The organism is Duganella hordei, from assembly GCF_040369125.1.
Lineage (GTDB): Bacteria > Pseudomonadota > Gammaproteobacteria > Burkholderiales > Burkholderiaceae_D > Rugamonas > Rugamonas hordei.
This window is the reverse complement of the sequence record NZ_BPWI01000001.1, coordinates 65,389-90,942: the sequence shown is the minus strand read 5'-3', so window position 1 is coordinate 90,942 and position 25,554 is coordinate 65,389. Positions and strand designations below refer to the sequence as shown.

The 25,554-nt window shown below is 62.5% G+C and carries 22 protein-coding genes; 5 read left to right on the top strand and 17 right to left on the bottom strand.

The genetic code is table 11. The features are described 5' to 3' along the window. Positions 1 to 86 precede the first annotated feature (86 nt). From ABWW33_RS00395 to ABWW33_RS00355, 9 genes are all read right to left on the bottom strand, one after another. Entirely contained in the window at positions 87 to 1,025 is a 939-nt protein-coding gene (locus tag ABWW33_RS00395) for a carbohydrate kinase family protein (RefSeq protein WP_353397616.1), read from the bottom strand. Beyond that, positions 1,022 to 2,125, bottom strand: a complete 1,104-nt coding sequence (locus ABWW33_RS00390; RefSeq protein ID WP_353397613.1) for an ABC transporter ATP-binding protein — start codon at positions 2,123 to 2,125, stop codon at positions 1,022 to 1,024. The genes ABWW33_RS00395 and ABWW33_RS00390 overlap by 4 nt, the downstream gene beginning before the upstream one ends. 1 nt (position 2,126) lies before the next feature. Then, positions 2,127 to 4,415: a GH32 C-terminal domain-containing protein gene (locus ABWW33_RS00385; protein ID WP_353397610.1), complete on the bottom strand. Its 2,289-nt coding sequence runs from the start codon at positions 4,413 to 4,415 to the stop codon at positions 2,127 to 2,129. Positions 4,416 to 4,457: 42 nt separating this feature from the next. Then, positions 4,458 to 5,435, bottom strand: coding sequence for a family 43 glycosylhydrolase (locus tag ABWW33_RS00380; protein ID WP_353397607.1), 978 nt, complete (start codon positions 5,433 to 5,435; stop codon positions 4,458 to 4,460). 13 nt (positions 5,436 to 5,448) lie between these two features. Next, entirely contained in the window at positions 5,449 to 6,333 is an 885-nt protein-coding gene (locus tag ABWW33_RS00375) for a carbohydrate ABC transporter permease (protein ID WP_353397604.1), read from the bottom strand. Then, a complete protein-coding gene (locus ABWW33_RS00370) occupies positions 6,333 to 7,400 on the bottom strand; it encodes a carbohydrate ABC transporter permease (protein ID WP_353397601.1) in 1,068 nt (355 codons plus the stop codon). The genes ABWW33_RS00375 and ABWW33_RS00370 overlap by 1 nt, the downstream gene beginning before the upstream one ends. Further along, positions 7,397 to 8,665, bottom strand: coding sequence for a sugar ABC transporter substrate-binding protein (locus ABWW33_RS00365; protein ID WP_353397598.1), 1,269 nt, complete (start codon positions 8,663 to 8,665; stop codon positions 7,397 to 7,399). The genes ABWW33_RS00370 and ABWW33_RS00365 overlap by 4 nt, the downstream gene beginning before the upstream one ends. After that, positions 8,662 to 9,687: a LacI family DNA-binding transcriptional regulator gene (locus tag ABWW33_RS00360; RefSeq protein ID WP_161050954.1), complete on the bottom strand. Its 1,026-nt coding sequence runs from the start codon at positions 9,685 to 9,687 to the stop codon at positions 8,662 to 8,664. Before ABWW33_RS00360 ends, ABWW33_RS00365 begins: the two co-directional genes overlap by 4 nt. Before the next feature lie 331 nt (positions 9,688 to 10,018). Further along, on the bottom strand, positions 10,019 to 11,074 hold the full coding sequence (locus ABWW33_RS00355; RefSeq protein ID WP_353397594.1) for an AraC family transcriptional regulator: 1,056 nt from the start codon (positions 11,072 to 11,074) through the stop codon (positions 10,019 to 10,021). A 223-nt stretch (positions 11,075 to 11,297) separates the two neighbouring features. On the opposite strand from ABWW33_RS00355, the gene ABWW33_RS00350 reads away from it, so the two are divergent. The 5 genes from ABWW33_RS00350 to ABWW33_RS00330 are packed head-to-tail and all read left to right on the top strand — an operon-like array spanning position 11,298 to position 14,642. After that, positions 11,298 to 12,104, top strand: coding sequence for an SDR family NAD(P)-dependent oxidoreductase (locus ABWW33_RS00350; protein ID WP_353397591.1), 807 nt, complete (start codon positions 11,298 to 11,300; stop codon positions 12,102 to 12,104). 49 nt (positions 12,105 to 12,153) lie between these two features. Then, positions 12,154 to 12,606: a nuclear transport factor 2 family protein gene (locus ABWW33_RS00345; RefSeq protein ID WP_353397588.1), complete on the top strand. Its 453-nt coding sequence runs from the start codon at positions 12,154 to 12,156 to the stop codon at positions 12,604 to 12,606. Then, entirely contained in the window at positions 12,603 to 13,619 is a 1,017-nt protein-coding gene (locus ABWW33_RS00340) for an enoyl-CoA hydratase/isomerase family protein (protein ID WP_353397585.1), read from the top strand. The genes ABWW33_RS00345 and ABWW33_RS00340 overlap by 4 nt, the downstream gene beginning before the upstream one ends. Then, complete coding sequence (locus tag ABWW33_RS00335; RefSeq protein ID WP_353397582.1) at positions 13,616 to 13,912, top strand: YciI family protein; 297 nt, start codon at positions 13,616 to 13,618, stop codon at positions 13,910 to 13,912. Before ABWW33_RS00340 ends, ABWW33_RS00335 begins: the two co-directional genes overlap by 4 nt. 22 nt (positions 13,913 to 13,934) lie before the next feature. Continuing rightward, positions 13,935 to 14,642: an SDR family oxidoreductase gene (locus tag ABWW33_RS00330; protein ID WP_353397579.1), complete on the top strand. Its 708-nt coding sequence runs from the start codon at positions 13,935 to 13,937 to the stop codon at positions 14,640 to 14,642. Positions 14,643 to 14,677: 35 nt separating this feature from the next. On the opposite strand, the gene ABWW33_RS00325 is transcribed toward ABWW33_RS00330, so the two are convergent. The 8 genes from ABWW33_RS00325 to rhaI form a co-directional block, all read right to left on the bottom strand. Further along, complete coding sequence (locus ABWW33_RS00325) at positions 14,678 to 17,170, bottom strand: beta-glucosidase (protein ID WP_353397576.1); 2,493 nt, start codon at positions 17,168 to 17,170, stop codon at positions 14,678 to 14,680. Between the two features lie 23 nt (positions 17,171 to 17,193). Then, entirely contained in the window at positions 17,194 to 18,432 is a 1,239-nt protein-coding gene (locus tag ABWW33_RS00320; protein WP_353397573.1) for an MFS transporter, read from the bottom strand. Further along, positions 18,429 to 20,078 (bottom strand): alpha-L-rhamnosidase-related protein, encoded by a 1,650-nt coding sequence (locus tag ABWW33_RS00315; protein ID WP_353397570.1) that lies wholly within the window; start codon positions 20,076 to 20,078, stop codon positions 18,429 to 18,431. Before ABWW33_RS00315 ends, ABWW33_RS00320 begins: the two co-directional genes overlap by 4 nt. A gap of 17 nt (positions 20,079 to 20,095) precedes the next feature. Beyond that, positions 20,096 to 20,899 carry a DeoR/GlpR family DNA-binding transcription regulator gene (locus ABWW33_RS00310; protein ID WP_353397568.1) on the bottom strand — a complete coding sequence of 268 codons (804 nt, stop codon included), beginning with the start codon at positions 20,897 to 20,899 and terminating at the stop codon, positions 20,096 to 20,098. 92 nt (positions 20,900 to 20,991) lie between these two features. After that, complete coding sequence (gene tpiA, locus ABWW33_RS00305) at positions 20,992 to 21,735, bottom strand: triose-phosphate isomerase (RefSeq protein ID WP_353397565.1); 744 nt, start codon at positions 21,733 to 21,735, stop codon at positions 20,992 to 20,994. Position 21,736: 1 nt separating this feature from the next. Next, the gene (locus ABWW33_RS00300; protein WP_353397562.1) at positions 21,737 to 22,873 is read right to left on the bottom strand and encodes an alpha-hydroxy acid oxidase; all 1,137 of its coding nucleotides are present in this window, start codon (positions 22,871 to 22,873) and stop codon (positions 21,737 to 21,739) included. Positions 22,874 to 22,883: 10 nt separating this feature from the next. After that, the gene (locus tag ABWW33_RS00295) at positions 22,884 to 24,251 is read right to left on the bottom strand and encodes an FGGY-family carbohydrate kinase (RefSeq protein WP_353399186.1); all 1,368 of its coding nucleotides are present in this window, start codon (positions 24,249 to 24,251) and stop codon (positions 22,884 to 22,886) included. A 5-nt stretch (positions 24,252 to 24,256) separates the two neighbouring features. After that, positions 24,257 to 25,546: an L-rhamnose catabolism isomerase gene (rhaI, locus tag ABWW33_RS00290; protein WP_353397559.1), complete on the bottom strand. Its 1,290-nt coding sequence runs from the start codon at positions 25,544 to 25,546 to the stop codon at positions 24,257 to 24,259. Positions 25,547 to 25,554: the final 8 nt, after the last annotated feature.

Below are 25,554 nucleotides of genomic sequence, written 5' to 3'. Positions count from 1 at the left end.
TCATCTCCTATTATGATTATCAAGCGGCACGCCGCCGCCGGGGTAGGTTTTGTTATGTCCAACGTTGTCATACCAGGTACAGCGGGTTAATCGTGGTCAGGCACCTCCTCCAGTGTTGGCATATCGGCGCCGCGCCGGGAACAGGTGATGGCTGCTGTCCGGCTAGCGAAATGCAGCGCCGCCAGCAAGGCCGGGCGGTCTGCCGTTTCAAGGCCGCTGCGCGTGAGCAGTCCCTGGCGCGACAGGTGGGACAGCAGCGCAGCCTGGAAGGTGTCGCCGGCGCCGACCGTATCGACCACCGTGACTTTTTGCGCCGGCAGCGCCAGCGAACCAACAGCGCGGGTAGCCGCCAGCACGCCATCGCCGCCGCGCGTGACCACCACCAACGCCACCCCAGCGCCCAGCGCCAGGTCGATGAACGCTTGCGGCGTCAGGCCGGGATAAACCAGTTCGACGTCTTCGTCGCTGATCTTGAGCAGGTCAGTGACCGGCAACATCCAGCTGATGGCGTCAGTCCAGACGCTGCGGTCCGGCTGGATGGTCAAGCGGACGTTGGGATCGAAGGCGATCAGGCTGCGGCCTTGCTGGCGCGTGACCAGCGCTTTCAGGGTCGAGGCCACCGGCTCCACCGTCATGCAGTAGGAACCGACGTGGATGGCGGCGGCGTCCAGCGGCAGTTGTGCCAGATCGGCCGGCGTGACTTCACGCTCTGCGGTGGCACTGCCGTACAAGGTGTAAGTTGGCGTACCGTTGGCGTCCACATCCACCGTGACCAGCGCGGTGGATGCCGCCGGCCGTGGCGCGGCGCTGGTGTCGACGCCTTCGCTTTGCAGCGCAGCAGTCAGCTTGCGGCCAAACATATCGTTCGACAGGCCGCCGAAGAACAGCGGCGCCGCGCCCAGCCGCGCCAGCCCTACCGCCAGATTGAACGGCGAACCGCCGATGCGGGCCGACAGCGCATAGCCGCCCGGCGTCTCGCCATCGCTGAACACATCAAACAATGCTTCTCCACAGACCACGATCATGCTACCTCCGACATTGCATTGAACTCCGACGCGCGCGCATCAATACGCAGGCCGGCTTGGTTGAATACATGGATGCGTCCTGCCGCCGGGCCAACCCGCCATTGCACGCCACCGGCTGGCGGCTCGCCCTGCACCACCACCATCAGCGGTTTGTCCAGCCCATCCACTTGCAGGTGCACATACGATTCGGCGCCCAGCCGTTCGACCAGCAGCACCTTGCCGCCTATCGCGCCATCAGCGGCTGCCGCCAGATGTTCGGGGCGAATGCCGACCGTGACGTCGGTCGGCGCCACACCGGCCGGCGCCTGCCATTCCAACCGCGTGCCGCCGGCCCACAGCTGCCCGGCGGCGTCGATCCTGCCGGCCAGCATATTCATGCGCGGGCTGCCGATAAAGCCGGCGACAAAAATATTGGCTGGACGGTCGTACAAGTGCATCGGTGCGCCGATCTGCTGCACGCCGGACGGTCCCAGTACCACGATACGGTCGGCCAGCGTCATTGCCTCGACCTGGTCATGGGTGACGTACACCATGGTGGCGCCCAGCTGCTGGTGCAGCCGGGCGATTTCCACCCGCATGTCGGCGCGCAAGGCGGCATCCAGATTGGACAGCGGCTCGTCGAACAGGAAGGCGCGCGGCTTGCGCACGATGGCGCGGCCGATTGCCACGCGCTGGCGCTGGCCTCCCGACAGCTGCGGCGGGCGGCGTTGCAGCAAGTGCTCCATTTGCAGCATCCTGGCCACCTCCTGCACTGCCGTCCTGATCTCGGCCTTGGGCACGCGCGCCAGCCTGAGACCGAAGGCGATGTTTTCAAACACCGTCATGTGAGCGTACAAGGCGTAGCTCTGGAACACCATCGACAAGCCGCGCTTGGCCGGCGGCGTGTCGTTGACGCGTTCGCCATCAATGCTGATGTCGCCGGCGCTGACGTCTTCCAGTCCGGCGATCATGCGCAGCAAGGTCGACTTGCCGCAGCCGGAAGGGCCGACCAGCACGACGAACTCGCCATCGGCGATGGTGAAGTCGATATCGCGCAAAATATAGTGCGCGTCGTTGCCAGGGTAAGTCTTGCCGACGCCCTGCAATGCGATTGCTGCCATCTCAATTCCTCTTTTCTGTGCTACCCATCGCCCACACTTTGAGCGAAATGATGCGATCGCCGGTTTGCGCCAGCAGCCCCAGACCATCGGCGTCGCGCCGGCTTGGGTAGATGCGGCTGGTCAGGCTGTTGCGTTCGTTGACGTAGGCTTCGATCATGGACCCGTCAAGGAACAAGCGCAGGCGCAGCGCTTCCGCCTGCAAGGCAAACGCCCCACCCTGCACGCCGCCATTGCGCCCGCTGGTGCTGCGGCGGCGGTCGATCTCCAGCCGTTGGCTGGCAGTGTCGACGTACAAGTCGGTCAGTTCCTCCAGGCCGGGTGCGCTACGCACGCGCAGTCCGCGCTTGCCTTGCTGGCTGGACGGCGCCAGCTCCAGTGCGATTTCCAGTGCGCCGCCGTGGATGGCGGCCAGCGCTGCCTGTGCTGCCGCCACGCTGACGTCGTGCATGTCGAGCAGTTGCTGGCGGCGCAGCGTGTCGGTTTCGCTGATCGGCGCAAGGCGCAACTCGCCATCCGCCCCCAGCGACAGCGTGATCGGCAGGCCGCCGTTGTGGGCCCAGCCGGCGTCGTATTCTTCTTGCAGCGTGCGCTCGCCCTGGGCGATCGAGAACACGATGCTGCGGCCGGTCTTGGGATCGACAAAACCGCTGGGCCCGGAGAAGTGGCCTTGGCCAAGGTCGAACACGCGTGGCGCTTCCACGTCCGGCGTGAAGCGTGCGGTGGCGGCGTCAAACACGCCGGTCCAGTAGTAAGCCTGGCCGCGCACGTCGTTGAGGAACACATGGCGTTCGCGGCCATCCTTGCCTTTGCCGACTGGCAGCAGCACCGGTAGTTCCCACGTCGCCTCAAAGCCCGGGTAGCGCTTGGCGTCGATGGAGAACAGCGGCCCGCGCGGTGCCCAGTGGCGCAGGTCGCTCGATTCATAGACCAGTGCCGTGCCGCTGCGGCCGCTCAGCGACGAGCCGACCAACTGGAACCAGCGCTGCTGTGTGCCGTCGCGGAACACGAACGGATCGCGGAACTCGCCGTAGCGGCCCTGGCCTTCCTGCTGCAGCGTGACTGGCGCTGGATACTTGTCCCAGCGCTTCAGCTCAGGGTCGCGCAGGTCGTGCGGCGTGGCCATGCCAGTGCGCTGGTTCGGCTTGGCGCTGTCGTTACCGGCGGTGAAGAACAGCACCGGCGCGCCGGCCGCGTCATAAGTCGCACTGCCGGACCAGATGCCGTCGGTGGCAAGGCCATCATCTTCCGGCGCCAGGGCGGTCGGCAGTTCGCGCCAGCGCATCAGGTCCGGGCTGACCCAGTGGCCCCAGTGGATCTGGTGCCAGAATGGGCCAAACGGATTTTTCTGGAAGAACAGGTGATACTGGCCGCCGTAATAGAACGGCGCGTGCGGCTCATTCATCCAGCCGGCATCCGGTATCAGGTGGTATTGCGGGCGATGCTGGTCGCCGTCGAAGGTTGCAGGCGCAATGCGCAAGTCCGATGGCGACAGGGCCGGCACCACGCCGTGGCGCTCGGCCAGGTCGGCCTGCATGCCGGCTGCCACGCCAGCCGCATCGGATGGACCCGCGCTGATGCGCACCTCATCCATCAAGCCGAGGAAGGTGTTGAGCTTGAATACGCCGCCGACCGTTTCCGGCTGCGAGTAGCGGCCTAGGGTCAACGGCATCGATGGCATGCCGAACACGCCATCCACCGGGGCCGCAACATGCACCAGCCGCTCGCCATTGAGGAACAGCGCCACTTGCCGCGTGACCGGATCGTAGCTGGCCGCCACGTGCGACCATGCGTCGCGCGGCAGCTTGCGTTCCTTGATGCGCACATCAACGATGGCGCTGCCCATGCCCAGTTTGAGGCCCCAGGTCCCGAAGCGGTACACGCCAAAGGAAAAGCCCTGCTTGGCCTCGGCGTCGAACTGGCTCAGGAACGCCGAATAATGGCCGCCATCGCCCCATTCAAACGCCTGCGGCGCAACCCATGCGCTCAGCGTGAAACCGTGCGCCAGTTGCGCCGAGGTCAAGCCCTGCGCCTTGATATCGGTGGAGTAGCCGTCGAATTGCAGGCAGCCGCCGCGGATGCAGGTGGCGGCCGGCCGCCACAGGGGCGCACTGTCCGGTTTGTAGCGCGCGCGGTTGAAGACATAGTCAACCGCATCACGGCGGCCCGACACCATCTCCACGGCGTGCTTGCCGCCGCCGTCATCCAGTGGCCACTGCGCGAGCAGCGGCGCGCTGGCGGCCGCCGCGTGCAGCGCCGCCATCAGGCTGGCCAGCAGGTACTTGTTAATCATCGCGTCTCCTCGAATATTTTTATCCGATGTTGTCCATCGTTGTCATTTTACAGCTGGCGATACATCCAACTGGTACAGGCCGTCCTCCAGGCGCAGAGGAATCGGATCACCGATGCGGCCGACAAACTGGCCATCCGCACCGCTGTCTTCAAATGCCAGCAGGCTGTCTTTTCCGGTCAGCGGATCGCGCAGGATTTTACCGGCGTAGCGGCGGCACGGCGCATCGCCATCGAGGAAGCCGGGTGCAGGCTGCCACGGACCGAGTGGATTGTCGGCCACCAGATAGTGGGTGCCGGACACACCGCCGTCATGCGCAGCCCGCATCGCATCCGACCAGTGCGCTGCGACGTTGCAGAATACGCAGTACCAGCGGCCATCACGCTCGAAGATCTGCGGCACTTCCAGCTGGCCGTAGTGGCCGCCCTCATATACCGGCGCGGTGGCTTCCCAGTGCACCAAATCGGCCGACACTGCATGGCCGATCACGCCGCGCTCATATTTCGGCCCATCGTTGCGGCGCGCGGTGTAAAACATGTGATACATGCCGTCGATTTTTTCCGGCAGCACCCACGGGTCGCGCAGTGCGCGGTCGTGCCAGCGCCCTTCCGCGAATTCTTCGTAAAAACGCTCGTCCAGATCCAGCGCCAGGCCGCTGCCGACGCGGGCCCATGGGCCGTTCAGGCTATCCGATACGGCATGGCCGATGCGCTGGCGCATACCGTTTTCAGCGCGGCTGGTGCCGGTGTAGAACAGGTGGTAGCTGCCCTCGGCCTTGATGATGGAGCCGGTCCAGGTGGTGTAATCGTCCCACGCCGGTTCCGCCGACGGCTGGAATACAGTGCCCAGCGGAGTCCACGCTCGCAAGTCAGTCGAGACCGCGTGGCCAAACGAGACATTCCAGTGGCGCAGGTCGGGATTACCGATGGCACGGTCTGCCTGCAGGAAGTACAAATGATGCAGGCCGGCCTCCTCGTAGTGCCAGAAGTCCCAGATGAATTTGTCGCTGATGTGAAGTGTCATGTTGCTTCCAAAGTTAGCCCTTGACGCCGGCGCCCGCCACCGAGGCGACAAACTGCCGCTGGAAAGCCAGGAACACCGCGAGCACGGGTAAAGTAATCACCGAGGCGTAGGCCATGATCTGGCCCCACGAGTTGGTGCGTCCAAAAAATTGCTGGATGCCGGGCTGCACCGGGCGGAATGCTTCTCCCTGGATCACCATGATCGGCCACAGATATTGATTCCATGCCGAGATGAACAGCACGATGGCGGCAGTGGCGATCACCGGTCCGCTGTTGGGCATGATGATGCGGGCGTATACCGTCCACGGCCCGGCGCCATCCATCTTCGCGGCCTCGTCCAGTTCGGGCGGGATATCGCGGAAGAACTGGTAGAACAGGAATACGCAAAACGCATTGGCCAGGAAGGGAATCACTTGCACGTGCAGGCTGTTGAACCAGCCGGTGTGCAGCACCAGCTGGCCGTGCTCAATGGCCGGCCACGGCAGGCGCGCCACCAGCGACAGTAGTGGAATGGCGATCACTTCAAAGGGCACGATCACCAGCGCCACCACCAGCGCCAGTAGCAGGTTGCGGCCGCGCCAGCGCATGCGGGCGATGGAGAACGCCAGCATGCTGTTGACCAGCACGCCGCCGATCACGATCAGGGTGGCGATCAGCGTCGAGTTCAGCAGGAAGGCCGGCAAGTCGCTTTTCTCAAACACCGCCGTGTAGTTGCGCATCGACCAGTCAGCCGATGGCAGGTAAGCCGACCAGCTGTCCAGGTTGGCAAAAATCGCCCCATCGCTTTTGAACGATGAGATGAACATGAACAGCAGCGGCGCAATAAACACCATGCCGATGGCGCTCATGGCGATGAACAGCGCGAGGTCACGCAGGCGTTGGCGCAAGGTCGTCGTCATTATTTTTCTCCTTTCGCCACCAGCATGCGCTGCACTAGCGACAAGCCCAGTACGATCATAAAGAACACCAGCGTGATGGTCGATCCGTAGCCGACATCCTGCTCCTTGAAGCCGCTGCGGACGGCGTGGTACACCACGGTGGAGGTGGAATCGAGCGGGCCACCCGAGGTCATGACATCGACCTGCGTGAACAGGCCGAAGGCCAGCAAGGTGGTCGACACCAGCACAAACACGATGGTGTTGCGCAAGCCCGGCAGCGTGACATGAATGAAGCGCTGCCAGCTATTCGCCCCCATCAGCTTGGCCGCCTCGTACAGTTCGGGCGAGATCGATTGCAGGCCGGCCAGGAACACCAGCATCTGGAAGCCCGCTCCCTGCCATGCCGACATCAGCGCGATGGCGGGCAAGGCATAGTGGCTGTCGCCCAGCCAGTCCGGGCCGGCGTTAGGATCGTGCCACAGGTTGCGCAACAGCTCATTGAGCATGCCACGGTCAGTGTTCAGCATGAAGGCCCAGACGATGGAGGCCACCACCATCGAGGTCACCACTGGTGCGAAATACACCGTGCGGAAAAAAATGCGGCCACGGATTTTCTGATTCACCAGCAGCGCCAGTCCGAGCGCAACGCCGCACTGCAGCGGCAGCACCAACAAGGCAAACAGGAAGGTGTTGATCAGCGAGCGGTAAAACAGCGGATCGCTGGCGGCCAGTACCACGCGGCGCTCGCCGAGATCGAGATGAAACGCTTCGCGGTAGCTGCCCAGTTCAGGATGCTGGCGGCGCACCTGACGCCAGGTTGGGTAGCGCACGCCGTCCTCGTCCCGTACCACCTGACCGCTGGCGTTGCGCAGCGGCTCGATCACGGCCACGTCCAGGGCCAGCAAGCGACGGTAGTTGTCGAGGCCGATGAACTGCGTCGGCTCCGGCGACATCAGGCGATGGTTAGTCAGGGTCGCGCCGGCGGCCAGCAGCATCGGCAGCGCGACAAACAGTGCAAACAACAGCATGGCCGGCGAAGCGAACAGCGCGACGGCAAACGGATGATCTTGTCCAAGTTTGATGTTCATAAACCGCCTCCCGCCTGGCGCGCACCGTAGCCGTAGCCGTTGTTGCGCGCGATATTGTGTTCGATCGCCTCGACTGCTTCGTCAAGTGCCTCGGCCGCGTCCTTGCCACTGCGGATGTCTGCCATCGCCTTTTCAAAGGTCGAGGACAGCGCTGGATAAGCCGGTGTCGCTGGCCGCGCAACAGCGTAGCGCTGGGCGTAGTCAAAGTAAGTACGCCAGTCGCCGCCGGGCCTGTAATGCTCGGTCCGTGCCGCGCCCTCCACGCTGACCGGCACCAGCCCGGTCAGGCGCGATGCCGCGGCAATTTCTGAAGGTGAAATCAAATGCGCGAGAAAAGCCGCCGCGCCCTCCGGCTGGCGACAGCTGCGCGTAATGCCCCACTGCCACGATGCGGCGCCGATTTTCGGACCATGGCCGAAATCCGGCGGCGGCATTACCACCAGGTCGTCGCCGAACAGTTCGGTGTAATCGCGGGCTTTCCACGAGCCGGTGTAATGCAGCAGCGCCCGTCCCTGCTCGAACGCCTTGTCGTCGGCAGGATGGCGCTCCGCCAGTTTTTCCTTGAACAGCTTGCCATAGTAGCGGCCGACGGCGACCGCCGAGTCGTTATTCAACACGCCGTCCACACGCAGGTAGTTGGCGCGGTCTATCAGGTCGCTGCCGGCGCTTTGCAGCCACGGCGAGAAGGCGTAGCTATACCATTCGCCCTTGAAGCGGCCGTTCAGGTCCAGCGGAAAGCGATAGCGGCCGCTTTGCCTGGCGGCGGCCAGCAGCGCGTGGAATTCTTCCGCCGTGTAGGGCTGCTCCATGGTCGCCACGCGGATGCCAAGCGCTGCCAGTTGCGAGCGGCGCGCAAACAATGCCAGCACCACGTCGAGCTGGCCGACGCTGTAAATCTGTCCCTTGTACATCCCGCGCCCGCCTTCCAGCAACTGCGCCAGCGCTGGCGCCGGCAACAGTTTTTCCAGCGGGCGGATATGGCCGGCCCAGGCAAAGTTCGGCACGGTCGGCTGGTCCAGCGCGATGATGCACGGCAGTTGACCAACCATCGAAGCGGCGGTGATCGACTCGGTGTAGGAGCCCTGCGGAATCGCTTCAACCACCACCTTCCATTGGGTTTGCGCGCGGTTGAAACGGTCAACGGCAGCACCGCCGGCGGCCATGTCGAGGTCACCGGTGTCGTGGCGCCAGAGCTTGATTTCCACCGGTGCGGCAAGCACCGGGCCGGCCAGCGCGGCCAGCATGGCGATCATGGCGCGCTTCATGGCGCGGCCTTGGGTGGTGGTGCGGCAACCGTGCCACGCATCACCGGCACGCAAGGCACGCGCACCGTGCCAGGCAGCTGCTCGTCTGATCCGAGCACGTAGCGGCCGCTGATCTCGCCAATCTCGCGGTACGGCAAGGCGACCGTGGTCAGGCCGGGATCAAGTGCTTCGGAAATCAACCGGAAATCATCGAAGCCAACAATGGATACGTCGGACGGCACACGCATGCCTCGCCGTTGCAGGATGAAGATGACGCGCATTGCCATCTTGTCGTTACCGCACAGGATGGCGGTCGGCCGGTCGGCGCTGGCAAACAGGCGGTCGACCGCGTCGGACAAGTGGGAGAATTCATCGGCGGCGCCAGCCTCAGCGCCATGGATCAGCCAGGCCGGATTCGGCGTCACGCCGTGTTCGCGCATGGCTTGCTCGAAACCGCGCAGGCGCAGCCCGGTTGCTACCATGCCGGGGATCAGCTGCAGGAAGGCGATCTTGCGGTGTCCGGCTTGCAGCACGATCTGCGCCGCCGCGTAGCCGCCGCGCTCGTCGTCCGGCACCACTTGCATATAGCGGCCATCGGCCTCGTAGCAATTGGCCAGTGCGGTGGGCGTGCTGCCGAGCTGGGCGTCGAGCACCACCTGGCGGTGGAACGGTGTCGCAAACAGGATCGCCTCGACGCGGCGTTCCCGCATATCAGCCACCAGGCGGTCGGCAATGCCGGCATGGCCGCCGGTCTCGCCGATCAGCAGGACCTTGCCCATTTCCTCACATACTTGCTGGATGCCCTTGATGATTTCGGAAGAATCCGGCGTGGTGGTCAGTTTTTCGGCAATCACGGCCACCAGTCCGGTCGGGCGGCCGCGCAGCATGCGCGCCGCTGCCGACGGCGTGAATTCCAGCGTCCGCATCGCCTGCTCAATCCTGTCCCGGGTCTTCTGCGATACTTCGGTGCCACCATTCAGCACGCGCGATACCGTCTTGATTGACACACCGGCCTGCTCGGCCACATCGTGAATCGTTGCCACACCGTCTCCTCAACTGCGATTTCAATTGGAATGCTTGGTAAAACCAAAATGTCCAACGTTGTCATTTTGGGGAAATCATAGGTAATCTCTAGTGAATAGTCAACAGGAAATTGGTTTTCTGAAAAAACTGATTGATTTACAGACGCAGTTGACCGGCGGCGTCCACCGCGATGGCCAGCACCCGTCCCGCGCGGTTAGCGTGCATGGCCATGCTTGGATGAAACGTTAGTTTGATCCGATTCGGTGGTGTCGGGCCCATCTCAGCAAATCAACACCTGATTTCTCATTTGCCTAAATTATGGCTCAGAAGTGGCTAAAATGGTCGTGGCATTCACCCTTGACCTTGAAGCCGTACAGTTTGTGGAGTCTTGCCTGTCCAGGATTGGAATGCTCTTGCAAACGAGTTAGAGTCTTCAAAGCCCAACAGAAAAGAGATTTCAGCGCTCGACATTTCTGTATTGCGCAAATAGTGCTGGGCAAGGGACTGTCGTAGCGTATCCAAAGTCTGCTGGAAGCTGGTACCCTCATCTTGCAGCCGGCGCTGGAGTGTGCGGACGCTGACCGCAAGCTTTCGACTCACCGATTGCATCGATACCTCACCAGCAGGTATGGCTTCCAGCAATGCACCACGCACCCGCTCCACCATGCTTGCCGTCTTGTCCAGGTCCGCCAAGCGCTGGCGTAACGCGGGTTCGAAAAACAACCACATTTTATGATTTTCGGTCAGGAACGGCCGCTCCATATCGTCATTCGAAAACACCAGTGTTGCCAGCGGTGCGTCGGTAACGGCAATGCCAAAATAGTCCTGGTACGCCAGCGCATGACGGCTCTCATCTTCGGCCCACGGCAAGCTCACGCGCGCAGGCTGCACATGGCTGCGAGTAGCCAGCCTTGCGAGTTGAACGAAAAACACCAGTTTGAATGCGAGGAATACCGCTGGTGGTGGCACGGTGTGGTCCATGAAATCGACCGTCACGGTGGTATGAGCGGCGCTGCGATCGATCTTGATAATCATCGGCGCGATCAACTTGACGTATTTGGCAATCCGTTCGAGCGCGCCGGCCAGATTCGCGCTGCACAGCGCGGCAAATAGTTCGGGGTCGAACCAGTCGGACGACATGACCTTGGCGATCTGTAGCGATGCGGGCAATGCAGAATCAATGGATCTGGCCTCAGCGTCGATCGCCGTCCAAAGTTTAAAGAAACTGACCGGGTCCAGTCGCACGTTTTGGCGCGCGAATAAATCTCCCGGAAGCTGCGCGCGCCGCAACACGGGCGAGGCTGCTATCCCGGCGTCCTGCATCAGGAGGCGCCAGCCTGGCCAGATTGCATAGTCGAGTGCCCGGGACTGGGCCCCGGCGGAGGTAACGATGTTTTTAGTATTCACGGGTTGATTTTAGCTCGCAGAATACGCCAGCACAACAGCAGAACGCGCCAATTCGACGGGAGTTGGATTGGCGCGTTTCGCGTTTAAATTGGCGCGTTCGGCTAGTGAAGGTGGCGTGAATTGCAGGCAAAGTGGCGGTAACGGTCAGGCGAAAATGCAGCACCTCCAGCCCATCGGCAACCGCAATCGCCGGCCACTTCATCAACCAATGCGAGGTAACACAATGAAAAAAACAGTCTTAATCACCGGCGCCTCATCCGGCTTCGGTTTGCTGCTTGCGAATAAACTGCATCACGAAGGCTACACGGTGATCGGCACGTCGCGCCAGCCGGAGAAATATGCGAAAAGCATGCCGTTCAAGTTGCTGCGTCTCGATCTTGACGATGACGCGTCGATCGCGTCGTTCACGCACGAGTTGTTCACGCATATCCGCCACCTTGACGTCCTGATCAACAATGCCGGCTACATGGTCACCGGGATTGCCGAAGAAACGCCGATTGAAGTGGGGCGCCAGCAGTTCGAAACCAACTTCTGGGGCACGGTGAAAATGACCAACGCCTTGCTGCCCCACTTCCGCAAACAGAAAAGTGGCCAGATCATCACGGTCAGTTCAATCGTCGGCCTGATCGGCCCGCCAAACCTGTCCTATTACTCGGCGTCCAAGCACGCGGTGGAGGGCTATTTCAAGGCGCTGCGTTTTGAGCTGAACGACTTCAACATCATGGTCAGCATGGTGGAGCCGGTCTGGTTCAAGACCAACCTGGCGGAAAACTCGGTCTCGTCGACAGGTGGCAACATTGCCGACTACGACGCCTACCGCAAACAGGTGCGTGCGGCAACCCAGAAAGGCATCGACGAGGCCGAAGCGCCCGATGCGGTCATCAGCACCATCAGCAAGATCATCGAGACTAAAGAGCCCAAGTTCAGCAACCCGGTGGGCAAGATGACCGGAATGATTCTGTTCTTGCAGAGCTATGCCCCAAAAATGTTCGAGGGTGCGATTCTCAAGAGCGTCAAGACGGCAGCGTAGTTGCTGAGCAGTGCCGCCGATAAGCCGTCAGTTTAATGGAGAGTTAAAAATGAGTTACCTTGATTCACAGTCCGCCATCAGCATCCAAACCGGCATCCCCCATCCGGCGGCCCAGAGTGGGCTGGCTGAGTGGCACCGCATTGTTGCCGCGTCCGATTGGGACAGCCTTCCTGCCCTGTTGACCGAGGACGTTGTGTTCCGCAACCCGGCGGCGATTGAACCTTACCATGGCAAGGACACGATGGTCGCAATCCTGCGCGCCGTCTTTGGCGTGATGCAGGATTTTACCTACCTTCGGCATTTCGGCAGCGCGACCGGCTATGTGCTGGAGTTTAGCGCCCGCGTTGGAACGGACGTCGTGGTCGGCGTGGACCTGGTGGAGTTCAATCAAGATGGCAAGATCACCGATTTCATGGTCATGATGCGGCCCGCCAGCACAGTGATGCTGTTGGCGGCCGAGGCAGGCAAACGTCTCGCAGCCGGGCAAGCGCCGACGCCATGATCGGTACCGAGACAAATTCACGACATTCATCGAAAGTGTTTATGAACCAGATAAAACTGATCACAACGGCGATCTTTACCGGCGTGCTGTCGTTTAACGCGGCCTGGGCACAAGATGCCCTTCCGGCTAAGAACGTGGCGGTGGCAGCCACGCCGACGCCGGCCCACAGCACGATCCGCGTGGAGCGCCTGTCGGCGTCGATCGCCAAAGTACATTTTTTCAATGCGCCCATCAATTTCATCGTTCCCGAAACCATCGCTGCCTTGAATGACGCCGTGACCGCGTTAAGCAAGGATGACCAGATCAAGGTAGTGATCTTTGTGAGCGACATGAAAGGCTATTTCTTCAACCATTTCGACACCAGCCAGTTTCCCGCCTTCCTAGGCCAGCAAGGCGCCGATCACCGCCCACTGTGGGTGGAATTGATCACCAACCTGTCCAACGCGCCGTTTGTCACCATCGCCTCAATTCGCGGCAGGACGCAGGGCGGCGGCAACGAGCTGACGTTGGCGTTCGACCTGCGCTACGCCAGCAGGGAGAGCGCCATCTTCGATCAGCCTGAAGTGGGCATCGGCTTGTTCCCCGGCGGTGGCGGCACCGATATGCTGACGCGCCTGGCGGGCCGCGATCGCGCCCTGGAAGCATTTTTGAGCAGCGACGACTACAGCGCCGAGCTGGCTGAAAAGTACGGCTGGGTCACGCGTACGCTGCCTGACGCCGAACTCGACGGCTTTGTAGACCGGATGGCGCATCGCCTTGCCTCGTTCGACAAGACCGCTCTGGTGGCAACCAAGCAGCGCATCAACGAGACAGCGTTCCCCAATGAAGCCGAGCGCATGGCCTCGTACAGCGCCTTCACCAAATCCCTGTCCTGGCCAGGCCTGCAGCAACGCTTGCCGGTCTTCGGCAAGATGTACCAGAGCGTCGGCCTTGAAAAGGTCGAAGGCAATATGGGCTATTACGTCGGCGAAGGCAACCGGCAGTTACAACTCAATGAAAAGGTTAAAAAATGAAATACTACCTCTGCAAATTCATCCCGCCACGCACGGATTTTCTCAGCACGATGTCGGCTGATGAACTGGCGTGGATGAAACAACACGGCGACTTTCTCAACGACCTGCTGGCTAAAAACGTGATCGTCGCGCATGGTCCGGTCATCGACGCGACTGGCGGCTACGGCGTCTCGCTCTACCAGATCGCCGATGACGAGGACATCGCTGCGCTCACAGCGCAAGACCCGATTGTCAAAAACGGCGTCGGCCATTATGAACACTACGTGATGCTGCATCTGGCGTCGCGCTCCTAACCCTCATCAGAAAGTCATCGCCATGAAAATTCAAGGTTCCATCGCGCTCGTTACGGGCGCTAACCGCGGGCTGGGCGCAGCGTTCGTGCGCGCCCTGCTGGCTGCCGGCGCGACCAAGGTATATGCCGCCGCACGCAACCCGGCGGACATCAAAGAAGCCGGCGCCGTGCCGGTGCGCCTGGACGTCACACGCCCGGATCAGATTGACGCGCTGGCCCGCGAACTGGGCGACGTGAATCTGCTCATCAACAATGCCGGGGTCGGCGGCTCGGGCCCCGTGCTGAGCACCGACTCCATCGATACGCTGCGCCAGCAGTTCGAAGTGAATACGGTCGGACCGCTGCGCATGGCGCAGGCATTCGCGCCCACTCTGGCACGCAGCACTAAAAGCGCGGTCATCAATGTGATCTCGGCCCTCAGCTGGGCCACACTGCCGGGCGTCACCGGCACCTACAGTGCGACCAAATCCGCGGCCTGGGCGTTGAGCAACGCCATGCGGCAGGAGTTGAAGGCCCAGGGCACGGCCGTGCTATCGCTGCACGTTGCCTTCATGGACACCGATATGGCACGCGGTGTTCCAGGAGAAAAAGCCTCGCCTGGCAAGGTGGCGCAAATGGCACTCACCGCGCTGGAAGCCGGACAATCCGAGCTCCTTGCGGACGAGGTCACCCGCAGCGTCCATGCCGGCCTGACGGCGCAGCCGCCGCTGTATCTCGGCATGCTGGGCTAGTACCTGCACGGGCGCGGCGCGGTGGCATCCCGGTTTTAGAACAGCACTGCTTGCGTCAGCGGCAGCTCTGCACTGTTTGGGCCGACCTTGAATGTGACTTTGCCTTTCGGCGCGATCCACTGCGAGGTCTTCTCGTCCCATGTCGAAACAAGGCGGCGCTGAACCGGCACAGTCACCACGCGCTCTTCGCCTTGCGCCAGCTGGACGCGGGCATACCCGAGCAGTTTGACTGCCGGTGATTGCGCGTTGTAGACCTGTACCACGGTGGAGCCGGCGCGCGCGCCGGTGTTCTTTACGCGGACCGAAACCAGTGCCGCGTCATCGCCGCGCGGTGCGGCGCGCACCGCGATATCGCTATAGCTGAAGGTGGTGTAAGACAAGCCATAACCGAACGGGAACAACGGTGCCTGACCATGCTGCTGCAAGTATCGGTAGCCGACCATCACGCCTTCGTCGTAGCGCACCGTGCCGCCGCCGCGATAGGGACGCACGCCCTGGCTTTCGTCGGCGACAAACGATACCGGCAGGCGCCCGCCTGGTTCAGCGTCGCCAAACAGCACGCTGGCGATGCCGGTGCCGGCTGCTGAACCCGGATACCACATCTGCACCACGCCTTTAACGCGCGGCAGCCACGGCATCTTCACCGCGCCGCCGGTGTTCAGCACCACCACCGTATTCGGATTGACGGCAGCAACCGCTTCAACCAGCGCATCCTGATCGCCCGGCAGCGCGTAATTGTCGCGGTCCATCTCTTCGCCGGTGACCTGGTTCACGAACACCACTGCCACGTCCGACTTGCGCGCCAGCGCCACAGCTTCCGCAATCAACGATGAAGGCTGCCAGCCAAGCTGGATGCGGTTGCCGGTGAAGGCGCCACGCGCCGAGTATTCAACCTCGATCCGCACCTTCTTGCCGGCTGCCAGTTGCACTGTGCCGTGCAGCGGATAGTTGGACGGCCCCGAACCTGGGAAGCCCTCGGCGGTGGAACGCATGCCATCAATGACCGTCTTACCGTCCACCGTGACCTTCACCACACCGCTCACCAGCGTCGACAAGCGTACCAACCCATCGCTGATCGGCGTCAGGTCCGCGCTCCACTTGGCTGACCATTTCGCCGGCAGCGCCGGATCAGGCGCCACTTTGACATCGATCTCGCGCACGATTTCCTGCTTCACCGGGGCGCCGCTGAAATCATCGGTGCTGTAATACTGCGCTTGCCAACCCGGCTTGCCGTCTGGCGTGAGCAGGTTCACCGGCGTTGCAAACATGCCGCCGCCGGCAGCAAGCGACGGTAGCACGGCATCCCCCAGCGTGCCCTGTGCATACAGCACCTTGGCGCCGCCGCGCGCTGCGGCGGCGATGGCATCGACCGGCAGCGTGAATTGGCCAGGATCGACATAGCTGGACCACATCACGCCGGTGACGGTTTCCCTGCCGGCCGTACCAATGACGGCGATCTGACCGCTACGCTTGAGTGGCAGCACGCCGCCCTCGTTCTTCAGCAGCACGGTGCCGGCTTGCGCCACCTTCAGCGCCAGTGCCTGGTGTTCCGGCGTGGTGACTACCGCCTCCGGGGTGTCGGTCACCGGACGATCGAATGCACCGGTCGAGAACAGCGTCCACAAGGTGCGGCGTACCGCGTCATCCAGCCGCGCCGGTGCGATGCGGCCGTCGCGCAGCGCCGCAGGCTGGCGCAGGAAAGGCTGCAGCGACCACGAGTCGATGCCGGCGTTGAACTGCGCCACGCCATCGCTGCCGCCCATGAAGTCGGTCGCCATGTAGCCCTTGAAACCATACTGCTTGATGTGCGAAATCAGTTCCGCATTCTCCAGCATGAATTTACCGTTCACCTTCGGATAAGAGCCCATCAGCGAACCGATTTTCGCCTTGTCGACCAGATAGTAGAACGGCAGGTTGTACACCTCATGCAGCGCGCGCTGCGATACTTCGACGCCCATCGTCAGGCGGTCGCGCTCGGTGTGGTAGCTGGTGTAGTGCTTGGCCATCGCGATCACGCCCTCGCCTTGCATGGCGGCGGCAACCGCGGTGCCCATTTCCGCGTTGACCAGCGCGTCTTCGCCAAACGATTCCGTCAGGCGGCCGGTCAAGCCGTCACGCGCCACGTCCACCGTCGGACCAAGAATTACATTCCAGCCCTTGCCGCGCGCCTCCAGTGCGATGGCCTTGCCGTATTCGCGCGCCAGTTCGGTGTCAAAGCTGGCGCCCAGCTGCAGCGGCACCGGGAACGCTGTCACGCCGCGATCGCCGCGCAGGCCGGACGACGCATCGACACGTTTCAGTGGCTGGATGCCGAGCGGCGCCAGCGGCGCGTATTCCGCCGGATCGTTGGCGCTGACCAGCGCCACTTTCTGCTCGATGCTCATGGCTCTCAATAGCTGGGCCGCACGCACTTCCGGCGGCTGGGTGGCGTCGCGCCAAGGCTGGCTCGCGTCATCCGCCGCATGCGCCATCCCGGCCGTGCACAGCGCCAGTACAGCGCCACGCAGCAAGCTTTGCTTGATCTTCATTGTCTCGCTCCTTGTTAGTATGATTAATGTACCGCAGGTAGCCTGCGGATATACAGCCAACCCAAGGCGGTGGTGAATGTCACCGCCAAAGTCAATGTGATAAAGAGCGTGGATGGGCCGCTCTGTATCAGGTAAGGTGTGCCCAGCGCGGATACTGCGGCCAGCATGCGGGTGAAGAAGGTGGCAGCTCCCTGCGCGGTCGAACGCAGCAGGGTCGGAAACAGCTCCTGGCTCCACACCTTCCACATCGACTCGCCAGCGAACGCTCCGCCCACGCCTTGCAGGATCTGCCATGCGGCCAGCGACACCACGTTCACGCCAAAGAGAACGGGCATGGCCTGCCCGGCGATGACCAGGATGCCGCCCAGCAGGAACCAAGTCATGCGCGAAGGCAGGTCCACGGTGCGCATGAACAGCACCGCGCACATGAACGAAACGCCAAACTGCACGGTGTTGATCATGCCCGCCACGGACACCGAGGTTTGCGCCAGCTCGGTGTACAGCAAGGTGCCGAACTGACCGCCGGTGTTGGCGGCCAGGTTGAAGACGCCATAAAACAGGGCCAGCGAAATGAAGGGGCCGATGTAGCGGCGGCTGAACAACTGGCGTAGTCCTTCGCTGGGTTCCATATCGTCGCGTTGCGCGCGGGCGCGGGTCCACTCTTCGGACTCCGGCAAGGTCGAACGCAACGCCAGAACCGCCAATGTCACCACCAATATATGCGCCCACATGAACCGGCCGCCGGTCACGCCCATATCACCGACCAGTACCTGCATTACGAACGCGGCGCAAATCGCCGCCATCCACAGCACGTGCGAAAAGGCGATCAGCCGGCCCTTGTAGCCGGGCGGTGCTTCCTCTGCGATCATCGCCATGGATACCGGCAGGTCGGCGCCGATGCAAAAGCCGACGACCGCCGTGCCGGCGTAAAGTATCGCTACGCTTGGCGCAAACGTCAGCATGGCCGTACCCAGCGCCAGCCCGATCATGGTGACGGTGAATACCTTACGCCGTCCATAGCGGTCGCCAAGACGGCCTCCAACCAGTGCGCCGATGGCGAACAAGCCTGTCAACACCGCAGACAATTGGCCGATCTGCGCCAGCGTCAGGCCGAAGTGTTCCCTATACAGCACCAGCGCGCCGCCGCTGGTGATGATGGCGCCGGCGTCCAGGTAAGAGGCCATGCCTGCCAGGATCGCGACACGCCACGCGGCGCGCGGCAAATCACTGAGCCGCGTCGCCGCGATAGTTACGTCTTTCATGCAAACTCCTGTTGATGATCGACCGGCGCGCCCAGGCCGCAGGCACGAAATAGCCAGGTCGGCGAACAGCTCCAAGCATGGCAGTAGCTGTTCGCATGAATGTCCCCATACGGCGAGGTCAACGGATCTTGTGGGTCGAACGCTTCCCAGAAGGTATCTGCCCCCGCATCGAGCATCGCGCCCCAATACGAATGCACCAGTTCCAGGGCCTCGCTTCGCATTTCGCAGGCCAGCATGGCCTCAGCGATGTAGTGGTAGGCGTACGGGGTAATGGGACGGATTGCCGCAGGATCGGCCAAAGCGTTGCGCAGCGCGGCTTGCGCAATCTCGGTGGATTCAGGTATTCCGGCCATCACCATCCATGCCTGCGTAGCACACGAGACCTGGTGATCCGGGCCACTGGTGTAGATACCACGGCCAGCATCAAACAGCTGCTCGCGCGCTGCGGCGGACATTTTTTCGATCAAAGGCTGGTAGTGAACAATCTCGCCGCCCATGCCCAATGCGCCGGCCAACTGCACCATGCGGCGCAGTGCGAACACAATGACCGCGTGTGTGGCCGCGCTCTTGTCCAGACCAAAAGCCCAGTCGATGAAGCACCACGTTTCGCCGCTGTCGTGGAACATCAGGGTGTCGTCCAGTCGGACCAGCAGGCAGTCGATCTGCTTGCGTGCGACCGGCCACAGGTCACGTCCGCATTCGGTGTCACCGGTGGCGTCGACGTATTCCTGCAAGGTGACACAGTAGAGCGCGGCGTAATCCAGCGTGGTCGTATCGGCGTAGGTGGGAACCGGGCGCTCGTAGACACAGCCGTTCACCAGACCGTCCGAACGCGGGAAGCCCGCGAACAAGTACAGGCAGCGCTTGACCACATCATTGGCGCGGAAGGTTTCGTAATTGGCCAGCGCCTGCAGCCGCAAGTCGCCCACCCACAGGCGGCGGTCGCGGCGCGGGCCGTCCTCGAAACAGGTTTGCAGGCAGTCGCGCAGGGTGTGCTGAGATACTTCATCGACCCGGCGCATCCAGTCGGCATAGTTTCCCGGCAGCGGCGCCGGCGTCATGGTGGCCGAGGTGACGGCGTGCGCGGTCATGTCTTCAAAGCGCAGGCCGAAACGGCGCGACGCAGCCAGCACCTCCACTTTGACGTAACGGAAGGCGTGTCGACGCGGCAGGCGGAAGTCAGACGGCAGGTCGTCGATCGTCACTATTTCGTCCGGTAGCCAGGCGGCGCTGACCCAGCCGCGATAAGGATACAGCGGTTCGGCAACGTCGGTCGGCACTTCGCCCAGCGTCAGGCGAAGGCGGATCGGACTATCGGCCACGCTGCCGGTCGGCAGCACGCGGAACGACAGGTAACCGGCAATGTGTTCGCCAAAATCGACGATGAAGGCGTCACCCTCTTTCCAATCGCGCTGCCCGAGTTCGATACCGTCGGCCAGTTTACGCATGGCAAAGCGCAATGGCAGATCCGGGCGCGGGTCTGCCTGCACCAGCGCGTGCACGGCAAGCCGCCGTTCTTGTAGTACTGGTATAAGCTGCTGCGCCTTGCTGAGGAAAGCCGGCACTGGTGCGCCGGCCGGCAGATTGATCCGCTTCGCCTCTTCCAATGCATTGGCACGCGCGATTTCTTCTGGACTTGGTTTCATGTACTCCCCTACTTCTTTTAATTAATGTGCGGCGCGCGTGGCGTTGGTTCCGGCTCCACCACCAGGACCTGCACACCCGCGCGTTCCAGCATTTGCACGCCGGCGTCCGGGGCCGAGGTGTCGGTGATGACACAGGCGATCTTCTCCAGCGCGCACAGGAACATCCCGCCCCTGTTGGCAAACTTGGAGGAATCGGCCAGCACAGTTACTTGCTGCGCTTGCGGCATGAGGCGATGACCGGCCTGTATCAGCAAGGGGTCCGCTTCCATCATGCCCAGCGAGGACAGGCAGTGCACGCCCATGAACAAGTGATTGGCGTAGCAGTAGCGCATATCCTCGCCCTCGAACGGACTAAGGATGACGCCCTGCTCCGGATAGATTTTTCCACCAGCAAGAATCACCTCATGATCGCCGCTGGCCAATGCATGCCGCGCCAGCTCGAACGAGTTGGTCATCACGCGAATGCGGCGATAGGCCATGAAGTCGACCATGTGGAAGGTGGTCGTGCCGCCGCCGATCAGCACCGTGTCGCCGTCCAGGCACATCTCAACCGCACGTCGTGCGATGCCGCGCTTGCGCTCAACGTTGAGATGCAGGTTGGCACGGAAGGACATGCTTTTCAGGCGCGGCGCACCTTTCGATTCCAGCCGGTGCGCGCCGCCGCGTGTGCGGCGCAGATGCTGGGCAGCATCCAGCAGGCGCAAGTCGCGCCTTACCGTGGCGATCGATACGCCCAGCCAGTCCACCAGCTGCGGCACGGTGGCCGAACCGCGCTCGCTGATCAGTTTCAGCACCCGCTTATGCCGTTCTTGATGATCCATTGCTGTCTCCTCCGTGCATTGGTCATTATTAATATTTGTTAATGCAATATACCTCCGCATTAATGTTACGTAAACATATTAATGCAAAAGAATCATGCGGCTGATCGTTTCGCTGCCCGCGCGATGGCGAGGAAGTCATGGGCTTCAAGCGCAGCGCCACCCACGAGGCCACCATCGACGTTGGGCAGGGCCAGCAGCGCGGCTGCGCTGGCGGGTTTGATGCTGCCGCCGTAAAGCAGCGGCACGTGCCGGGGGAACTGTTGCCCCAGTTCGTAGCGCAGGAATTGATGCACTTCACGCACCAACTCAGGCGCGGCGGACAGCCCGGACCCAATGGCCCATACCGGTTCGTAAGCCACCACCAGCTCACCTGTCGCGCCGTGCGCCATTGCGGCAGCCAGCGCGCCGCGCAACTGGGTGCGCAGCACGGCCTGGGTTGCGCCGGCCTGGTATTCAGCCAGCGTCTCGCCGATGCACAAGATAGGAATCAGCCTCGCCTGCCATGCGCGTCGCAGTTTCGCACCAATCAGCCCATCGCTTTCGTGGTGGCTGGTGCGGCGTTCCGAGTGGCCGACGATGACGTAGCCGCAGCCCACGTCGGCCAGCATTGCGGCGGATACTTCGCCGGTGTATGCACCGGCATCATGCTGTGACAGATCCTGCGCGCCCAGTGCTACAGCGCTCCCTTCCAGTAACGCAGCACAGTCGCGCAGGTAGACGTGCGGTGCGCAAACCACCAGCGAGCAAGTGTTGTCGCCCGCCGCCGCCAAGGCATCGAGCAGGCGTGCGTTGGCAGTCAGGCTGCCATTCATCTTCCAGTTGCCGACGACGAGCATGTCAGCCCCGCAGGATCGAACGGTCTACCTTGCGCACGTCGCGCAGGCCGCAGAATGCCATCGTCAGGTCCAGCTCCTTACGGATCAAGTCCAGGCAGGTACTGACGCCCTGTTCGCCACCGGCACCCAGTCCATACAGGAAGGCCCGACCGATATACACGCCCCGCGCACCGAGCGCCAGCGCCTTGATGACGTCCTGCCCGGAGCGCACGCCGCCGTCCATATGCACCTCGATCTGCTTGCCCACTGCATCCACGATACCGGGCAAGGCGGTGATGCTGGACGGAGCACCATCCAGTTGCCGGCCGCCGTGGTTGGAGACGATCAGCGCATCGGCGCCGCTATCCACCGCTTGCCGGGCATCCTCTTCGTCCATGATGCCCTTGATAATCAGCTTACCGCCCCAGCGCTCCTTGATCCATTGGACGTCGTCCCACGACAGCGCGAGATCGAACTGCTGCGACGTCCACGCCGACAGCGACGACATGTCCGATACGCCTTTGGCGTGGCCGACCACATTGCCGAAACCGCGCCGCCGGGTGCCCAGCATGCCGGCGCACCAGCGCGGCTTGGTCATCAGGTTGAGGATATTCGGCAGCGTCAGTTTGGGCGGCGCGGACAGGCCATTACGGATATCCTTGTGGCGCTGGCCGAGGATTTGCAGGTCCAGTGTCAGCACCAGCGCTCCACACTTGGCGGCCTTGGCGCGGTCGATCAGGCGATGGATGAAATCACGGTCTTTCATGACGTAGAGCTGCATCCAGAAAGGCGTGCTGGTATGGGCCGCCACATCTTCGACTGAGCAAATCGACAAGGTGGACAAGGTGAACGGCACGCCGGCTTTTTCTGCAGCACGTGCGGCAAGAATCTCTCCATCTGCATACTGCATCCCGGTCAGGCCGGTAGGCGCCAGCGCGACCGGCATGCTGACGGTCTGTCCAACCATTGTCGACTCCAGCGAGCGGTTTTCAAGATTGACGGCCACGCGCTGGCGCAGCTTGATGGCCGCGAAGTCTTCGCTGTTGGCACGGTAGGTCGACTCAGTCCATGAGCCCGAATCGGCATAATCGTAGAACATACGTGGTACGCGACGCTGCGCCAGCAGGCGCAGGTCTTCGACGCAGGTGATGACAGTCATGTGGGTTTCCTTACAAGGTGTCCTTCGGCGCGACGCAAATGGCGCGCCATTGTTTGGCATAGGCAGCCAACCCTGGTAATTGCAATGCACTTACCGCTTGTGCGGCCGGTCCAGATGGCAGCGCCTTGCCGGTAGCGAGCATCCAGCCGCCGGAGGTGGTGCCGCTGGCGTCGTCGGAGACGGAAACCACGCGCCCCGGCCGCAATGCCGCCAGCAGACGCGCGAAGTACGGATTGGCGGTGAAGCTGCCCTCCACCACTACCGGTGCAGCGGGATCGAGGTGTTCGAGGCAATAGTCCGTCATGAGGGCGCAATACACGGTCGCCAGCGCATAACGCTCGGCGGTGTTGCGCGGTTCGGGGCCGCTGATGCGCCCCAGCCGTCCCGGGAATGGGCCGCCGATGGCAGCGAAGCTCGGTGCAGCCAGCGTGCCGCCGTCGATCACACGCGCCAGGTCAGCTTCACTGCACACCTGCGTTTCAAAGCCAGCCAGCACGCCGAATTCACGGCCACCCATGAAACGCATGCAGGACACCGGCGAACCGTTTGCGCTGACGTTTGCCAGCATGTCGAGCCGTTCGTCCAGTGACTGCACTGCGGCGTTGACGGCGGCAGCGATAACCCAGGTACCGGTCGACAGGACGATCTTTCCGCTGCCACCCAGATGACGCAGCAGCGATGCATTGCTATCGTGGATGCCGCACACCACGCGGCAGTCAGCGCGCAAACCGGTGCGCTGTACCACCTCCGGCAACAAGCAGCCCAGTACGGCGCCGGCTGGCTGCAGCGGCGGCATCAGCCGCTTCCACTGCATGGCCGCCACCACCGACGAATAGGTGCGTGCATGCGGCTCCCACAGGTCGGTATGACAGCCCAGCGAGGTCAACTCCCCGGCTGCGACACCGCTCAGGCGCCACGCCCAATACTGCGGATACATCAGGATATGGCACGCACGGCGGAATTTTTCGCCTTGCGTTTGCTGCAGCCAGTGCAGCTGTCGCCCCAGATTCAGGCCGGCCGGCAACGCTGGCGAACAGGTGGCGGAGAACGGCGGACGCACTGCTTCATAGCCCGCGTCATGCAGCAGCTCCACCTCGTAATCCAGCACCGGCAGTACCAGGCCATCGTCATCGACCAGGGCCGCCGTTGCACCATGCGTGACCGGCACAATGGCCCGCACATCAAAGCGCCCAGCCCACTCGCGCAGCGTATCCAGCATCCAGTGCCAGATGCGCTCCACGTCGTGCTGCCGGTACGGCAGCAGGCTGACCGCCGAGTTGGGCCGGCGCGCTTCCGCATGCACTTGCGCGCCGCCATCAAGGGCAGTCAGCTTGACATTCGTCTTGCCGATATCGAGAACAATATACACTTCCACCATATCGTTCAAACGATGCCGCCTCCGGAGCTTTTCACCGCCGGGCGCTGGGCGCCTACCCGTGCGCGATAGCCGTCGGCACGATAGGCGGCGACAGGATCGATAGCGCCGCCACGCTCCAGCCGCAGCATGGCGAGGATCGGCGACACATCCGTGGTGTAGGCCAGCTTCAGGGTCCGCGTGGCGGACAAGGCGTCGTTCCCGTCCTGGAACTGCTGCAAGGACTTGCGATCGACCAACAGCGCCTGCGTGTAGGCACGCTGCACTTCCATCGCGCTGTTCATCAGGCTTTCGATAGGATCGGTGACGTTGTGCGACTGGTCCAGCATGTAGGCGGGCTCAAAGTTCGCAGCACCGCGCGATGCCGCGTCAACCAGCTCGTTAAAGATCAGGAACAGCTGGTAAGGGTTGATCGAGCCGCTATCCAGATCGTCATCACCGTACTTGCTGTCGTTGAAGTGGAAGCCGGCCAGTTTCCCGAACTGCACCAGGCGCGCAACGATCATCTCGATGTTGACGTTAGGTGCGTGGTGGCCAAGGTCGACCAGACAGCGCGCCTTGTCGCCCAAGGTGGTGGCGGCCAGGTAGCTGCTACCCCAGTCCTGCAGCACGGTCGAATAGAACGCCGGCTCGAACATTTTATGTTCGAGGAAGACGTTCCAGTCGTCCGGTAGCGCCGCATAAATTTTGCGGCAGCTTTCCAGATAACGCTCGAAGCTGCGCGTGAAATTACTCTGGCCCGGCAAGTTGGAGCCGTCGCCTACCCACACCGTCAGCGCCTTGGAGCCCAACTGCTTGCCGATCTCGATGCATTCGATATTGTGCTCGATGGCCTGCTGGCGCGTGGCCGCGTCGGCGTGGCTCAAGCTGCCGAATTTATAGGAAAGCGGCTGGCCCGGCTGGTCCTGGAAAGTGTTCGAATTGACGCAGTCGAAGCCCAGGCCGAAGCTGGCCGCATGTTCGCGCAGCTGGCGGTAGTCGGTGGCTTTGTCCCACGGCAGGTGCGGCGAGACAGTTGGCGTGGCGCGTGTCAACTGGTGCACCACACCGCAGTCCTCGATCTTGTCGAACACATTGCGCGGTTCGCCGATGCCGGCAAAGCGGGCGAAGCGCGTGCCGCCCGTGCCCACGCCCCAACTTGGCAAGGCGACGGCAAACGTGCCCGCCTGCGCCTTGATCACATCGATATCGAGGTTGCGTCGCGCCAGTTGCTGGCCCAATGCCGCGTAATCTTCACGCACGGCTTGTGCCAGCGCTGCATTGCTGGCTTCTACAGCGGTAGTCGTAATTAAAGTCATGCTCTTGC